Source organism: Pseudomonas sp. NPDC078416, from assembly GCF_050268485.1.
GTDB lineage: Bacteria > Pseudomonadota > Gammaproteobacteria > Pseudomonadales > Pseudomonadaceae > Aquipseudomonas.
Genome location: NZ_JBNNGV010000013.1, coordinates 77403 through 93098, shown reverse-complemented (window position 1 = coordinate 93098; position 15696 = coordinate 77403). Strand labels below are relative to the sequence as shown.

Sequence of the window (15696 nt, the reverse complement as noted above, 5' to 3'; positions counted from 1 at the left end):
CATGAGCCCTGCGGCCTCTCTCGAATTGTGGGTAGATCAACAGGACTGTGAATGCCGGTATAACGCTTGTCCTGATCCGTCGTGCCGGTGCCGTGATCATCTGGAGTGTTTCCTGAAGGATTCACTTTATTGAGCGAAAGGAGTCCGGCCCTTTTAACGGTACCTCTAAACCTGATTGAACGCAGGCGAGCGAGATTTTCTGCCCCCAACGCGGGAAGGTCTTTCATAGGGTACCGGTGCAAAAGATCGGTATCGCGCCTGGCGTTGCGAGTTGCGCCCGCTCACCGGTCTTACGCCCAAATATCAAGTTCTCCATGGCTTGAACAAAGCCCAGTCCCTGTATCCAAAGCCCGTCGTGGATGAGGCTCATGAGGTAGCAGCAACCCTTTTCGTCGATCAACAGCGCGCCGTGGCCGTGATGGACTTCGGCGATGCTCACCAAGGTTGTGCCCAGGCGTTGCTCCCACTCAAGAAAATCTTCGCTTCCATGCAGATGTTCAAATGTGCCAAAGGCGACATCACTGGTAGCACACTCCTCTCCTGCGCCGCAGATGCCCACCTGCACCCCGGCAAGCTGTTCAAGTAGAGCAGCGGAAGGATGCTCGGGTGGCACGTAATGCGGCAGCGGTGCGGTGGAAATGCTGGGCCAGCCTGCGGCGAGAAACAGTGCGTTCAGGCTTTCAGGCAGTTCGATCAGCGGGGGTACGTTCAGTGTGTCGGTCACGATTTTGCCAAGCTGTTAGTGGGTGATATAAAGCCGAGTTAAAGGGGTCCGTCCCCTTTAGCCTCTTTTGACAAAGACAAAGGTGGCCACTATCGCACTTCGACCTGAAAGCGATCCATGGTTTCCACACTGATCTATCACATCCCAACAGGATTAAAAAGCTCTCGTATAAATGTTATAAATTCCTGCCTCACCTTTGGAAGAACTCTCTTCAGAGTTATGAAATATAGATAGAGAGGTGTCGGGTCACCAGAATCCTCAGCCGCCCACTGTTTTCCGTCCCTAAAACAGAAGATCACGCAACGAACAAAAATCGTTAAATCTAATTCCTGGGTGCCTCGTGTTCGCTCCATAGCGCAAAGTTTCGAGACTTGAGCCTTGACGACTACATCGTCCACATCCAAGTGATCACGATCGACTGAATCTCTCAGAAAAGAAATAAGCTCTGAACGTCTTTCTTCAGGGATCGACCTTATTCTCCCGTCATTCAGAATTTTCAGTAAGAATCTTGCGTACTGACGCCGCAACTGGTCGAACGATACTTCCCCAGCTACTAGTTGTGATTCAAGTTTCTCTATTTCGAGCACTTCCTGGTTTTCAATCATCTGAAATTCCGTCCCTCACGCCGAGCCGATTCATCACAGGTGAACAGGAGTCGTAAAATGGCAATGGCTTACCATCGTTTCTAACAGCCGTGAAGGTTGCTCCGGCGGTAATTTTTTTCAATTGAGCAACGCAACGGATGTTGTGCTCGTATGCATCTGACTCAGCACGTCCGCCTCTGCGCACAGGCCGTGGTAACACTTGTTTTGAAGGTCAACAGGGACTGAGTCGTAGAGCCTTTTAACAACTGGATGGCGAGCACCCTCACCGCCGGCTTCGGTGCTATAACCTAGGATAAAGGGGTCCGTCCCCTTTGACGAATTCTCTCACTTTAGACATAGTCATCGATTGATAAAGATTTCAATGTCGTCAAGAGCATCTTGAGCTCTACCAGACAAGGTCCTGTGCTTAAGCTTTTCAAGTAGCACCGGCATGACTAAAGATTTGTCGATTACTTTGTGCATGCGGGCAACATGACCTATGCATGTCAGTGCCAGTCCTCTGACGTCATCGTCGCGATGATTCTGTATTGCTTCTATGCATTTAAGCTGAATCCATTGCGGATCATCAATGTTAAAACACAGATACATAAGTGCATCCGTAGTTACCGCCGCATCTTCCGACAGCAACATAACATCGAGCTCCTCTTGGCTATATGGGGGAGTGGTAGCGCTCATTTTTTGATCTTCCCTTTGCCTGTTACCATGCCAGCTTTTTTGAATGCCGATTGTTGTTCGTTGTGCAAATCGCACCAGCAACGTACGTGCCCATGAAACTCTTCGTCTCCATTTGGGTGAGTTTCGGTCCTATCCAGCACGACAAACTCCTTATTCTCTACGTCTACCCCGACTCGTCTATGGGATGTTTCTTTAACTTGAACCGAGTTATTCAGCGCTACTTGGCCGTTAGTTGGCGCACGGCTTTTAACTGCATTGTCTGAGGTTCCGTGATAAGGAGCATTCTTGAATATCCGAGCTAATCCTAGAGGATCGATCCAAGCCGTAGGATTCGGGACGTAGTGATAGAGGTTGAGCCCACCACTGTAGCCAATCGGATCCTTGCTGATGAACCGCCCGACCTTTGGATCATAGTACCGATGGCGGTTGTAGTGCAGGCCGGTTTCGTGGTCGTGGTATTGGCCCTGGAAACGGATAGGGTTAGTCAGGCCGATTTGTTGGGCGAATTCAGAGCAGTGTTCGGTTGCTTCGCCCCACGCTTTGTATTGGGCGGTCCAGGCGGTGTTGCCGTTTTGGTCGGTGATTTCCTGGGGTGTGCCGAGGTGGTCGCATTGGTACCAGGCGAGGACGTCGATTGGCAGGGCGACCGGGTTGTAGGTCCAGAGCGGATCTTCTCTGAAGTTGTAGCGGCCCTGATAAGTCGGTTGGCTCACCAAGCGGATCGTTTCGTGGCGGATGGCCTGGGCCACGGGAACGAAGGTGCCGGGTTCGTGGATGTAATGGACCGTGCGGCCGAGGGCGCCGGCGTACGGCGGAGGGCTGCTTTCCCAGGCGAGGTTGTCGCCGTCCCAGCCGTACAGGGTGAAGCCGCAGCCGAGTTCGCGCTCTTTGCGGGCGTGTTCGTTTTCGTTCCAGCCGGTGCCGGCTTCCGGGCGCGGTCGGTAATGGGCTTTGGAGAGTTTGTAGAGGCGGCGTCCGAGGGGGTCGTAGCCGAAGTCGACGGTGAGACACGGATCGCAGAAGTACACCAGACGATCGAAGAGATCCCAGTGCAGCTCACTGCGCAGGCCGTTGGTCCAGCGCTCGGTCTGGTTACCGCGTTCGTCGTATTCGTAGTGGTTGCCGGCGTAGTCGCGCAGCAGGTTGTCGATCAGTTTGTGGCGGACAGGCTTTGGATCTAAAGGACGGCGCACGGGTGCGGCGCTGTCGTTGAGCAGGTTGCTGGCCGGGTCGAAGGCGAAGGTCTCCATGCCCTGGCGGCTGGTGGCGCTAAGGAGGCGGCTGACCGGGTCGTATTTATAAGCGAGCGGGCCGCGACGGCTGTCGTTGATATCGGTAAGTTGGCCTGCAGCGTCGTAGGTGTAGGCGCGTTTGACGAGCGTGGTTTTGTCGTCTGCTCGGCCCAGCAGTTGTTCGTGCAGGCGCCCCGCAGGGTCCCATTGCTGGGTTTGCAGCAGGTTATTGCCTTGGTGGCGGGCGAATTCGCGGTGCAGGTCGTCGCGTTCGTAACTGAGCAGTTCGTGTTCATCAAGCTTCAACCCCAACAGATGACCGCTGCCGTAGGTGAGCCAGCTGACGCGATGACCGTCCGGGCGAATGGTGGCAACGCGGTTGTTGAGCGCGTCGTATTCGTGCTGCCAGACGGCAACCAGTGGTTTTTCCAGATTCGAGTAATGCTGATGCTCGCGCAGCAGGTTGCCGGCCGGGTCGTGAAACCATTGCAGGCGGCTGGCCGCGTTGGTCGCCATGACCAGATGGCCGTTGCCGTCGTAGGCGAAGGTTTCGCTTTGCGACTTGTCGCCGAGGATTGCACGGCGTTCGGTGAGACGGCCCATCGGGTCGAAAGTCAGTGCAATCGTGCGCTGGCCGTTGATGGTCTCGGCAAGGCGCCCGGTTTCTGGGTCGTACTGGTAACGAGTAATACGCCCGTCGAAGCCTCTTTCTTGCAGCAGCCGACCGACCGGGTCGAAGTGAAAATTGGCACGGCGTTCGTTTTCGTTTTCCATCGCCACGAGGCGCCCCAGTTTGTCCCAGCGGTAACGCAAGGTTTGCTCGGCAGCGTCGACGCGTTCGGCGATAAATCCCGCAGCGGTGTAGCGCCAGGTGGTGCAGCGTTCGAGGCCATCGGAATGGGCCAGCAAACGACCTTCGGCGTCGCGGCTAAAACGTTCTTCGGTTTTATCCGGATGCTTGATCAGTACCAGTTGACCGGATTTGTATTCGTAAGCGGTGCTATGCCCGGCCGGGTCGGTGAAGCGAACCATCTGGCCGCGTTCGTCGTATTCCCATGCGCTGACCTTTCCAGAGCAATCAACGTATTTCAACAACTGGCCGGCGGCGTTGTACTCAAGTTTCTTGGTGTTGCCGTTGGCGTCCTTGATTGCCGTAGGAAGGCCAAACGAGTTGTAGGCGTATTCGGTTGTGTTCTCTAAAGGATCAATCGCCTCAACCAGATTGCCGCGAAGGTCATAGTCCCGTTTCCACAACCCACCCTCGCCATCGCTGATCTTGATCAGATGGCTTTTTTCGTCGTACGCGTAATTGATGACGCTGTGATCAGCGCGGGTGTGTTCGGTGAGGTTGCTCAGTTTGTCGTAGCGATAGCGGTCAGTGCTGCCATCGGTATGAACATGGCGAATGATGTTTTTGGCGGCGTCGCGGAAGAACCACTCCGAGCGACCATCGGCATGGCAAATGCGATAGGTGTACCCAAGGCTGTCGTAGTAGTGCCGGGTTTCGTGACCGAGCGCATCGGTGACGTAGGTGAGACGAATGTTTTCATCCCACGCTAGCCGAGTATCGAAACTGCCGTCATCCGCCCATTCGCGCACGGCCTTGGCGTCGGGACCGGTGCCTTGCCACTGCAAATTCAAACCACGATTGGTGCGGTCGGTGTAGCGGGTAATCAGGTGGTGTTCGTATTGATAACGCCATGTAGCGCCGTCCTCGTCCTGAGCCAGAACAAGGTCGCCTTCGGTGTCGTACTGATACGCGCACAGTTGGCGTTTGACTTCACCATCGCGAACTTCCCACAGACCGGTCAGCCGCCCCTGATCATCGATCAACGTGCCAAGTCGAAGATGGACTTTGTTGACGTCTTTTTCCGAGTAAGTGACCAACTCGGAGAGCACTAAATCCCCACCGTGCCGATGCTCGTAATGCAGCATCACCCCGGCGGCATTAGGCAAAACCTTGTTGGTCAGAACAAAACGATCACCCCGCCGAACATAGGTTTCTCTGTGATCCAGGCCACGCATCAGCACTAACCGATCTTTGCTGGGGCGAACAACGGTCAGATTTTCAATGGCGTTGAAGTGAAACAGCTTGACCTTGGGCAGAGGGAATTCATGACTACGCCCATCGAAGTCATGAAACACCAAGCCGTCATCCACACAGTCAAATCGGGTGGTAAACGGCGTGATCCAGCGTGCGCCGATAACATCCTCATCGTAGGCATCCAGACTGGAGCAATAGGTCCGCGTCCACTCAATCGGAAACGGCCCTGGCAGGCTGAAATCGGTATGGCTAACCGACTCCGAACCCATCGCAAAACTGATGCTCCTCGCCGTCGACCCACAGGCACATTCACAAGGGCACGGACACGTACAGTTCTTCCGCTTGTTAGGCCGGGCTTTCGCAGGCTTCTCGAAACCAACCGCCTCCAGCTTCCCTTCGCCGCCCTGGCGCTTGGCCTGACTAACAACCCCCGGCTTGATGTTGAAGGCTTGCCCATGCCCATTGCGCGAACGCCAACTGACCACTGCCCCCGCCAACGTCTGCAGCAACGCTCCAATCGAGTTCTGAACCCCAGGATCCGCTAGACCATTAATCTGGGCCCGAAGCTCTGACCCCATGGCACGCAATGACTTAGCCTGTCTGCGTACCGGGTCTTTCAGCGCTTCAGGCACAAGATGTTCGACGGTGCCGTTGACGATTTTTTGGCCGGCAGCGATGTAAACGTCGGCAACCGCGATGAAGATGTTGGAAATCGCGCCTTTGGGATCGTAGTCCCACTGCTTGCGCCCATCGCTGATCAGCTGCACCGCCTCAAGCAGAGTGCCCTTGGCATCGAGATCGCCATTGACCGCGCTCTCCAGACCCTTGGCGATCTCATTCAACACGCCTTCGCCGAGCTTGCCCGCGTCATCGAGAATGCCGGGAAGTTTGGCTTGCGCCTGAGTCACAAAATCATCAAGCGTCCCGACGATGTCCGCGTTGAGGTGCCCGATCAGCACCTCGATCAGCGAATCCCCCAACACCATCTTGCCCGCCTGCCGCATCTCCTGACGCACCAGAAACAACGTCGGCCGTAAGCTCATCCGGGCTGCCGCCATGGTCGGCGGCGTCGGCAGCACACCAATCAAATTGATGCCCAAACTGACCCAGTCCAGCGGATCGCGCTTCTCACTCGTCGCCAGCCGAACGATGTCATTCAGCGCATCGACCAGCGCCATGATGTTGCCCACCACAGGCAAAAACCCGGCAGCGCTCTTGATCCGTTCAAGGGAGACGACCCCGCCGCTGATGTCCTGCAGCCAGGCATCGACATTGGCCGCGCCGGCCCCGACGTCCTCCATCTGAATCAGATCAAGCGGAACAATCGCCACCTGACCTTCGCGCTCTCCAATGCCCGCGCTCATGACAATTTCTCGCCGGCCAGCAGGCCCGATACTTCAAGCAAACCCTCATCCACCGTCGGCACTGGCAGGCTCGGAAGCTTCCCGCTTTTGATCACTCCGGTCAGAAGGCCTGAAGCCATCGGCAGCGCCGCAGTCGCCAGCGCCGGCGAACCCAAACCCGCCGACCCAACGTCGGCCGCCACCGCAATCACCTGCGCAACATCCCAGTTCTTGCTCGGCAGCCCTTCAGTCACCGCCGCCTCCAACGGCGCCGGTACCTCCCCCACCCCCGGCGGCATGACCGGCCATTCCGGCTTGCCGATAAAGCTGCCCTCCGTCCAGGTGTCCGCCGGGTCCTTGCCGAAGGCCACCCTTCCAGGCCCGGGTGCAGCGCCGGGAACAGCCGCGAACCCCTTGGCATCAAGCGAGCCTTTGAGCCGCTGGCCCAAGGCATCGATCACCTCGAAGCCGCCGCCCTGAATACCTTGTTGCCCCGCATACTGGTTGAACAACTCAAGGTCGCCCTTGCCCGGCTTCGGTGGCTCGGGGAACACGCCGGCGAGGTTTTTCGCCGACGTGTAGGCAAAATTGGCCGCGTGGGCGGTATACGGGCCGGTGGTGACGTGGGTGATGCCGGCGGCGTTGTAGGTGGTGGCGCTGCCGCCGCCCTGGATCACCAGTTCGGTCTTGGCGGTGAGGGTGATGCGCTCGGCATTGGCGGTGATGTTGAGTTTGGCCAGCAGGTTGATGCTGTCCTTCAGGGCGCGCACGTCGATGTCGCCGGAGGCCGCGACCAGACGCCAGCCGAGGCTTTGCACGAACAGGCGCATGCCCTGGCTGGCGCTGGCCAGCAGGCGTTTACCGACGGAAAGGCTGGTGTGGCCCGTGCTGCTCAACGCCAGGTGCTCGCCGGTGGCGATGTGGCTTGAACGTGGCGTGGTCAGGGCGATGCCGGCCGGGCTGGCGAGGACCAGATGCGGTTCGGTGAACTCGGGAAACTCGTTGGTGCTCTTGTTCGCCGGACCACTGCCAAGCACGCCCTGATGCTGCGCATGCAAAGCTTTGGCGACGTCATCCTGATCGCCGGGTTCCTGGGCTTGCAGTTCCTTGGCTTGCAGCGCGAAGCCGTCCTGCTGATCGGCGGCAGTGGCCAGGCGTTCGGCGGTTTCCGGCAGGTCCTTGTGGTGCTTCGATTCGTTGGGACGCGGCTCGGTGGTGATCAACAGGCCGGCGGCGGCTCGGACAGCGCCGTGGCGATCGGTGCGCAGTTCGAAACCTTCGCCCCGGGGCTGGCCGCCGGCGGGCCGCGGATGGGTCAGGTAGCCGAGGTTGATGGCACTGGCGCCATGATCGCTGCGCAGGGCAATGCTGATCTCGCTGGTGGTGTCGTCAATGCGCAACTCGTTGGCGCGGCTGCCCTTGTATTCTTTGCTCTTGACCGTCGCCACGGTCTTGAAATCGGGCAGCTTATACGGCGGCAAATGGGCGCCGTGGTACAGGCAACCGGTGATGAGGGGCTGGTCGGGGTCGCCTTCGAGGAAGGTGATCAGGACTTCCATGCCGACCCGCGGCAGGTTGATCGCACCGAAGTTCTGGCTGGCCCAGTTCGAGGCCACGCGCATCCAGCAACTGGTCTTGTCGTTGTGCTGGCCTTCGCGATCCCAGAAGAACTGCACCTTCACCCGGCCGTGCTGGTCGCAGTAAATCTCTTCACCATCAGGCCCGGTGACCACCGCGCTTTGTGTGCCCAGCACCTTGGGTTTCGGATGCTCCAGCGGTGGCCGGTAGTGCACGTCCCACGGCGTCGCGGTGAAACGGTTGCGGTAGCCCTGATGGAAATCGCTTTTCAGGTCAGTGACGTCGCTGGTGATGACTTCTTCCAGCACCTGGGGCTGCTTGCCCTCGTGGAAGACCTCGGTCAGCAGCCACAGGTCGTTCCACAACGGATTTGAGTGTCCGGTCAGAGCGAGAAAGTGACCGCTGACCAGCCGAGGCTGATCACTGCTGCCTTCGGCCAGCCGGTAGTCGCTGCGGTGGCGCTCAAGGGCGCGATTTGGCCAGGTGCCGGCCACGTTCGCGATCGGCGAAACGGCCGGGATAATCGTAATCTTCCAGGTCCGGGACGGCCGCACTGTTGGCCCTGCTTTCCAGCTGGAACTTCGGCTTGGTGAAGTCGTAATCACGCCGCGTGGTGCGGCTGGTGCGGGTGTTCATGCGCAGGCCGAAGCGCTTGATCACCTGGCCGTCGGCGACCAGTCCGGTGTCCTGCTGATAGAGCACCGGCGCCAGTTTCGGGAACACCGTCTGGTCATCGCCGAACACCAGCAGATGGCCCTTGGCGCTGTGCTGAAAATGAAAGTGGATACCTTCCTCTTCGCACAGGCGCTGGATGAAATGCAGGTCAGACTCGTCGTACTGCACGCAGTAGACGCGCTCGGGGTAGGTCGCACCGAGCTGGAAGCGGTAATCGATGGAAAGAATGCCGTGCTCTTCGAGGACCTGACTGATGATCTGCTGCACCGTCATCTGCTGGAAAATGCGCTGGTTGATCCGGTGCGCCAGGTAAGCCAGCTGCGGTCGCAGGGAAATCCGGTAGCGGGTCAGGCGCTTGCCGGCATCCCCCTGGGCGATGCTGTAAGCCAGCCCGTGAATCCCGGTGCCGTCCTCGGCCAGCTGAAGAAATGTCTGCCCGTGAAGCAGGGTTTCAAGGTCGAGGGCGGCCTGTTCGCTGACCAGCTCCAGCTCGAATTCGAACGGTTGGTTGAGGCGCTCGCGGCCGGTGAACGACAGCACTTGAAACAGCGTGTCCTGCCCATTGAGGGTCAGGCTGAATTGGGCTTGGTTGGCCGGTGCGAACATCCCTTGTTCCTTATGCGCTGTGGCGGCAGACGTCGATGCAAAGGGGGCAATCAACGACTGCAAATGCGTGGAAGGACAGCGAACCGCCAGGTGTCGGCGGTGCTCTCCGCGGTCTGGAAATCGCGACTGATCGGAGTCGATCGCGCATCCAGAGGACGACGGAGATATCAAGGGCTGTGCCAGAAGGCGCGCCGCCCTTATGCCACAAGGGTTTGCGGGGATTTTTTGCGGGGGAAGGCTGAGGTTTGGTCACAAATCACTGGGCAGGTGCGCAATAAGTTGCGCACCCCTGCGCAACTTCTTGCGCACTTCTCTGCAGGCGGCGAACGACGTGGCCTGCGGAGCCCTCAGCAGGCAATCAGGGACGATCGAGTGCGCAACTTCTTGCGCATGATGGCGATGGAGAATGACAGGGGAAGTGCGAGGTGTGGACGGTTGTTCCAGCGAGTATCGGCGACGTCGCGCCGCCAATACTCATGGCGGCGGATCAATAATCGGCGTCGGCGTCCGCCAGATGGGTGTTGAATGCAGGCCGCGTCCCGCCCACTCGCGCAAGGAAATACAGCGCCACCCCGACCAGCATCAGCGCTCCGGCACGCAGCCAGGTTTCGGCGCTCTGTTGCGTCAGCAGGATCAGGCACGAAACGATCGCAAGCATCGGCACCCACGTCGGGACACGGAAATGGTCAGCATCGACCACGTCACGCCGTAAAACCAGCACCGCCAGATTGGTGCTGATGAACACGAACAACAGCAGCAGAACCACGGTTTCCGCCAGGGTTGCCAGCGAGCCGGTCAGGGTCAGGATGATCGCGACCACCGACGTGGCGACGATGGCCACCCACGGCGTCCGCCGCTGCGGCAGCACTCTGGACAGCGCGTCGGGCAGCAGGCTCTGGCGCGACATGCCGTACGCCAGACGGCTGGACATGATCATGGTCAGCAGCGCGCCATTGGCCACGGCCACCAGCGCAATAAAAGCGAACAGCTGGGGCGGAATGCCCAAGTGGGACGCCTTGACCACTTCCAGCAACGGTGCCGAGGAATGCACCAGTTGCTCGATGGGCATGACGGTGGCAGCGGCGATGCCGACGCCCATGTAAATCGCCCCTGCAATCAGCAACGCACCGAACAGCGCGCGCGGGTAGACCGTGCGCACGTTGCGCACTTCCTCCGCCAGATTGGCCGAGGTCTCGAAGCCCACGAACGAATAAAACGCCAGTAACGCAGCGCCGAGCACGGCAAACGCGGGGTTGACGCCCTCCTTGAATTGCACGGCGCGGGACAGGTCCCCATCGCCGGAGCGGAAAAACCACACGGCGGCGGCGATTACCAACAACAGGCCCGAGACTTCAATCACCGTCATCACCAGGTTGGCGGACAACGATTCCTTGATGCCGCGTGCGTTGAGCAAGGCGATGACCACCAGGAAGATCAACGCCACGACAGCAGGAGGCAGGTCGATGAAGGGGGCCATGTAGTCGCCGGCGAACGCCAGAGACAGCCCCGCCGCGCTGGTCACGCCGGCTGCCAGCATGCAAAAGCCCACTAGAAACGAGATCAACGGGGACTTGAACGCCTTGCCGGCAAACACGGCAGAGGCGCCGGCGTGGGGGTATTTGGTGACCAGTTCGGCGTAGGAACCTGCGGTGAGCATGGCGAAGCACAGCGCAATGAGCAGCGGCACCCAGATCGCCCCACCCACTTCACCGGCAATGGTCCCGGCCAAGGCGTAGACGCCGGCACCGAGTACATCACCCAGAATGAAAAGCAGCAGCATGGGACCGGTGACCGCGCGTTTCAGTGCTGGGCTCGGTTGTGGCGGTTGCGACGTCATGGGGAGGCTCCGGCGGCGTGACGGTTTTCGGCGTTGGGTTTAAAGCTGACACGGTTGGCGAAATTTGAGGGGCTGATTTGTTCACCACGCTTCACCGTAAATCAATCTGGCCCCTTCACGAGAAACGCTGACTCAAGCCGGCTTCCAGCTCACCGCCTCTATTCCCAATCGCTCGGCCTTGGGCCTGGACAGTTTGATGGCTCTGTCGCTCCGGTACTTGGGGATGTCGGCGACGCCAGCATCCACCGCGGCCCAGTGCCAGGCCTCAGCATTGTCCATTTGCCGGGCACACACGTAGAACCAGCGTGGCTTGCCGTGGAACAGGTATTCGACGCGGTAGTGTTGGGTATGTTGCATGGTCTTGATCTCGTTCACAGGGTCGATTTCGTTGTTTGGTTTCCATCTGGGTGGACGACTGACTCACCGCAGGGGGTGAAGCTGCAGACTAGGGATCCGCCTGTGGTGACTCCGATAACAACCGAGTCGGACGGGAACAGGTCAGGTTCTTCTCAGGAGGTAACCGCATTGAAAGTCTCCATCATCGAAGCTTCAGGCTTTCAAGGGCGGCTGTATGCCGCGTTATAACTGGGCGGTGAACCCATTGATTCAAGGGATGCCAATATTCAGGGCCTACAACAGCCCGGTAAAAAGTTGACCGGATCAGATCCGCAGATGTTCATCTTGAATTTAAAATTTCGGGACGAGCGGCTCAGTCCCGATTTCACCCCCTTAGTTGAACTCGCGCATCAACCAAAGAGGTGTATTAAGTGCATCATCGGGCGCAAGTCATTCGTTCGGATAGGTGCAGTCATTGACAACTAAGGTTCATCCGCTACTGATCAAAGCCTCCAACGATTAATGACCAAAAGCCATCGGATGAGTTGACCTTTCCTGACGTCCAACCCAACCAATAATTGATGCCGCAGAGCAGTCATGACGATGATCAATACCTATTCGGGCAAATCCTGGTGCGGTCGGCTGGCCTATGAGCGTTCCGAGTTCCAGTCGGCATCTAGCTCCACTGAGTCGGCGTACGGCAAATCCGCGGATTCACCTGCGGCAATGCGCTCGGCATGGTCACGTCCACGTTCAAGCCCCTGCTCAACCGTCCATTCCGAGCCCGGCAGGCGCTCCATATGCTCCACCACCCTTTCTCCGTCCGCGGCATAAACGCACACCAGTACCTCAACCCCGTCGCCATTGGCACGCGCCCGGACTTCGAGTTGACAGCCGTTCTCCGCCGCTTCGGTATAGTTCTCGTCGCTCGCCGGTAATTGCGTCCACTCGTTATAAACATCGCCCCGCGCAAACATGAAAATGCTCCTTGTTCTGTTGGTGATTGAGGAGGGTCAATAGCATTGACTGGGGGGACAGCGAATGATTCCGGCAATCAAGCCCGATCGGAAGTGCCGCTTTGATCCGGCGTCATTCGTCCCATCGTTAGTTACACCATTCGTCACCAGAGGCCGAGTGAAGCTAAACCATTCCCGCGAGTCTTCATTCCAAGGCGTTAGTCAGCGTTACACCCGCTCGCCACTTGGCAAGTTGCCTCAGCCTTCATGACCGGCGCTGCGAGAAAAAACTCCACGGTGACGATACTCCCCAAGGGCACCCATCCCGCCGTTACAGAATCTCACCGGGCCGCCGATAGCCCGGGACAGTCATAACGTTTTGCGGCGCTGCAAGGTGTGGGGTTGTCGTTTTTTTTGGAATTGCGTGCGTTGGGTCCCTATTGATGAAATTCCCGTCTCTTGATCGATTGAAAGCGCTGGTCTGCGTCCAGCGGGACAACACGCGACTGATGGAAGCGCAATACATCGCGCTGTCCAGACAGTTGCCCATGATGTACGTCATCCTGCTGATCAACACCCTCGCCCTCGCGGCCACCCATTACGGCATCGCTCCGCTGTGGCTGACCGTCTACATCCCGCTGTTGCTGACCCTGGTCGGCGCCGTGCGCGCGGTCCTCTGGTGGCAGAGCCGCAGTCAGCACATCACCACCGAGCAGATCTTCAGAAAACTGACCCGCACCAACCAGCTCACCGTGTTCATCGCGTTCGGATTCACGATCTGGGCGCTGCTGCTGTTTCCCTACGGCGACACGTACACCAAATCCCACGTGGCTTTCTACATGGCGATCACGGTGATCGTCTGCATCTTCTGTCTGATGCACCTGCCTTCTGCGGCGATGATGACCACGGCGGTGGTCAACATCGCCTTCGTGGCGTTTTTTGCCAATGCCGGCAACGCGACGTATACCGCCATGGCGGCCAACGTGTTCCTCGTCTCCCTGGCGATGATCGTGGTGCTGCAGAACCATTACGGCGAGTTCACCCGGCTGGTGAACATGCAGATACGAACGGAAAAGCTCAGCGATGACAATCAACGGCTGGCCAATGAAGACAGCCTCACCGGCCTGCCCAACCGGCGACAGTTCTTCAACCTGCTCGACCGTGAACTCGCCCACGCCCGGCACGACGACACGCGACTGGCCGTGGGGATGATCGATCTGGACGGTTTCAAGCCGATCAACGACTCCTATGGGCACGGCGTGGGCGACAAGTTGTTGCGCCAGGTCGGCCAGCGGCTGCGGGCGTTTGCCAGTGAGCAGTTGCATGTGGCTCGCCTGGGCGGCGATGAGTTCGGGCTGATCATCCTCAGGGCCGATGATGAAAGCGACCTGATCAAGCTGGGCGAGTCACTGTGCCGCACCATGCGTCAGCCGTTCGTGATCGGCGACATCCAGGTCAGCATCAGCGCGTCCATGGGGCTCGTGGTGTTTCCGGACCTGGCCAGCACCTCGACCGAGGCTTACGAGTTCGCCGATTACGCGCTCTACACCAGCAAGCGCGAAACACCCGGCGAACTGTGCATGTTCTCGCCAGGCCAGCATCAGCGCCTGAAGCGCGACATGCTCACCGAGCAAGGCCTGCGCCAGGCCAACGTCGCTGAAGAATTCACTCTGGTGTTCCAGCCGATCGTCGACATCCGCACCTCGCGCACGGTGGGGTTCGAAGCGCTGGCCCGATGGATGAGTCCGAAGCTGGGCAGCGTCGCGCCGGGGCACTTCATCGGTGTGGCCGAACGCATTGGCCTGATCAACCGACTGACGCCGCCGCTGCTTGAAAAAGCCCTGCACGCAGCACAGTTGTGGCCTGCCGATGTCAGGCTCGCGTTCAACCTGTCGGCCCACGATTGCTCGTCGATGGACGCTGTCGGACAGCTGATCGGGGTGATCCGCCTGAGCGGCTTCGACGCCACGCGGCTGGACCTGGAAATCACCGAAACCGCCGTCATCAAGGACCTCGTCCAAGCGCAACGGGCGATCAACGCCTTCCGTGAACTGGGCTGCGGCGTTTCCCTGGACGACTTCGGCACCGGCTATTCAAGCCTGAGCCAGCTCCACGCCCTGCCCCTGACCAAGCTGAAGATCGACCGTTCGTTCATCACCGACATTCACCAGAACGCCGCGAGCTTCAAGATCGTCAAATCGCTGCTGGCGCTGAGTCAGGACATGGAATTGCAGTGCGTCAGCGAAGGGGTTGAAACCGAGGCGGAGCTGGAGGCCTTGCGGACCCTGGGCTGCACGCTGGTTCAGGGCTACCTGTTCTCACGGCCGATGCCCCTCGAGCAAACCCTGGAGTGGATCGGCTCAACGCCAAGGGTGCCTGTGGCGGCGATCGTTCTGTGAGGGTGTTCCGGGAAGAGCACAGCGGCGTTTATTGCCGCTGAGAAGATGGCAACGGACGTTGCCGATCAAGCGCTGTGCTGGACTTTCAGCATGGCCAGACCAATGAAGCGTCGCGAGTCTTCCTGAAAGTCTCGCACCTGGGCGGCAAACTGCTCTTCGCGGATGTCCACGTGGCGCGTGCTGAAGGAGGTGGCGACGTCGGCGATGACCTGCGTCGTGTCGTTCAGGGTCTGGTGCAGCGTGCCCAGAATGCCAACGGCATTGCGATTTGAAATGATCACTTCGCGGTTGTGGCTGGGCAACGTCCTGACTGAAGCAGTCTGATCGTCTGCATCCAGTCTGTCCGCGGTGCCCAGCAGGCTGTTGCCGGAGAACAGATAATGCATGTCCACGCCAGCGTCACAGACGCGCTGAAGGTAATCGGCCTTGGGTGATCGATGGCCACTTTCGTAATGACCCTGGGCATTGGGTTCGACGCCACCGATTCTGGCGAACGCGATTTGCGTCAGGCCTAACCGTTTGCGTTCTTTTCTCAAACGCGTGCCAAGCTTTTCCATGAGCAAACTCCTGCTGAATTCACGCCACGCGATGGACCGGTGGGTGGAATGGGGGGCTGGAGTGCGAGCTTCCTGGGTTAGCGAAATAGCCTCGTACGGTGGGAATACACCACCTTACAGCGTTTGCAA

9 protein-coding genes and 1 pseudogene are annotated in these 15696 nt (G+C 58.8%); 1 reads left to right on the top strand and 9 read right to left on the bottom strand.

Annotated features, from left to right (window positions below):
- Nucleotides 1-223: 223 nt before the first annotated feature.
- The 8 genes and pseudogenes from ACQKEN_RS14020 to ACQKEN_RS13985 all read right to left on the bottom strand — a co-directional run bounded on the left by ACQKEN_RS14020 (nt 224) and on the right by ACQKEN_RS13985 (nt 12632).
- Nucleotides 224-724: an SUKH-3 domain-containing protein gene (locus ACQKEN_RS14020; protein WP_427686295.1), complete on the bottom strand. Its 501-nt coding sequence runs from the start codon at nt 722-724 to the stop codon at nt 224-226.
- A 137-nt stretch (nt 725-861) separates the two neighbouring features.
- Nucleotides 862-1329 (bottom strand): hypothetical protein, encoded by a 468-nt coding sequence (locus tag ACQKEN_RS14015; RefSeq protein WP_427686293.1) that lies wholly within the window; start codon nt 1327-1329, stop codon nt 862-864.
- Nucleotides 1330-1668: 339 nt separating this feature from the next.
- A complete protein-coding gene (locus tag ACQKEN_RS14010) occupies nt 1669-2004 on the bottom strand; it encodes a hypothetical protein (RefSeq protein ID WP_427686291.1) in 336 nt (111 codons plus the stop codon).
- Nucleotides 2001-6644: an RHS repeat-associated core domain-containing protein gene (locus ACQKEN_RS14005; protein WP_427686289.1), complete on the bottom strand. Its 4644-nt coding sequence runs from the start codon at nt 6642-6644 to the stop codon at nt 2001-2003. Before ACQKEN_RS14005 ends, ACQKEN_RS14010 begins: the two co-directional genes overlap by 4 nt.
- Nucleotides 6641-9482 (bottom strand): annotated as a pseudogene (locus ACQKEN_RS14000) (type VI secretion system tip protein VgrG). Before ACQKEN_RS14000 ends, ACQKEN_RS14005 begins: the two are co-directional and overlap by 4 nt.
- Nucleotides 9483-9969: 487 nt before the next feature.
- A complete protein-coding gene (locus ACQKEN_RS13995; RefSeq protein ID WP_427686287.1) occupies nt 9970-11319 on the bottom strand; it encodes an APC family permease in 1350 nt (449 codons plus the stop codon).
- Nucleotides 11320-11451: 132 nt separating this feature from the next.
- The gene (locus ACQKEN_RS13990) at nt 11452-11676 is read right to left on the bottom strand and encodes a DUF6555 family protein (RefSeq protein ID WP_427686285.1); all 225 of its coding nucleotides are present in this window, start codon (nt 11674-11676) and stop codon (nt 11452-11454) included.
- A 626-nt stretch (nt 11677-12302) separates the two neighbouring features.
- Nucleotides 12303-12632, bottom strand: coding sequence for a hypothetical protein (locus ACQKEN_RS13985; RefSeq protein WP_427686283.1), 330 nt, complete (start codon nt 12630-12632; stop codon nt 12303-12305).
- Between the two features lie 422 nt (nt 12633-13054).
- Here ACQKEN_RS13985 and ACQKEN_RS13980 point away from each other — a divergent pair, with 422 nt between their 5' ends.
- Nucleotides 13055-15010 carry a putative bifunctional diguanylate cyclase/phosphodiesterase gene (locus ACQKEN_RS13980; RefSeq protein WP_427686281.1) on the top strand — a complete coding sequence of 652 codons (1956 nt, stop codon included), beginning with the start codon at nt 13055-13057 and terminating at the stop codon, nt 15008-15010.
- Nucleotides 15011-15075: 65 nt separating this feature from the next.
- On the opposite strand, the gene ACQKEN_RS13975 is transcribed toward ACQKEN_RS13980, so the two are convergent.
- On the bottom strand, nt 15076-15567 hold the full coding sequence (locus ACQKEN_RS13975; protein WP_427686279.1) for a helix-turn-helix domain-containing protein: 492 nt from the start codon (nt 15565-15567) through the stop codon (nt 15076-15078).
- Between the last annotated feature and the right edge of the window lie 129 nt (nt 15568-15696).

What these genes read in the sequence shown, in the direction of transcription:
- ACQKEN_RS14010 (WP_427686291.1), bottom strand. Translation starts at nt 2,004, where the DNA reads ATGAGCGCTACCACTCCCCCATATAGCCAAGAGGAGCTCGATGTTATG.
- ACQKEN_RS13995 (WP_427686287.1), bottom strand. Translation starts at nt 11,319, where the DNA reads ATGACGTCGCAACCGCCACAACCGAGCCCAGCACTGAAACGCGCGGTC.
- ACQKEN_RS13980 (WP_427686281.1), top strand. Translation starts at nt 13,055, where the DNA reads ATGAAATTCCCGTCTCTTGATCGATTGAAAGCGCTGGTCTGCGTCCAG.
- ACQKEN_RS13985 (WP_427686283.1), bottom strand. Translation starts at nt 12,632, where the DNA reads ATGTTTGCGCGGGGCGATGTTTATAACGAGTGGACGCAATTACCGGCG.
- ACQKEN_RS13990 (WP_427686285.1), bottom strand. Translation starts at nt 11,676, where the DNA reads ATGCAACATACCCAACACTACCGCGTCGAATACCTGTTCCACGGCAAG.
- ACQKEN_RS14015 (WP_427686293.1), bottom strand. Translation starts at nt 1,329, where the DNA reads ATGATTGAAAACCAGGAAGTGCTCGAAATAGAGAAACTTGAATCACAA.
- ACQKEN_RS14005 (WP_427686289.1), bottom strand. Translation starts at nt 6,644, where the DNA reads ATGAGCGCGGGCATTGGAGAGCGCGAAGGTCAGGTGGCGATTGTTCCG.
- ACQKEN_RS13975 (WP_427686279.1), bottom strand. Translation starts at nt 15,567, where the DNA reads ATGGAAAAGCTTGGCACGCGTTTGAGAAAAGAACGCAAACGGTTAGGC.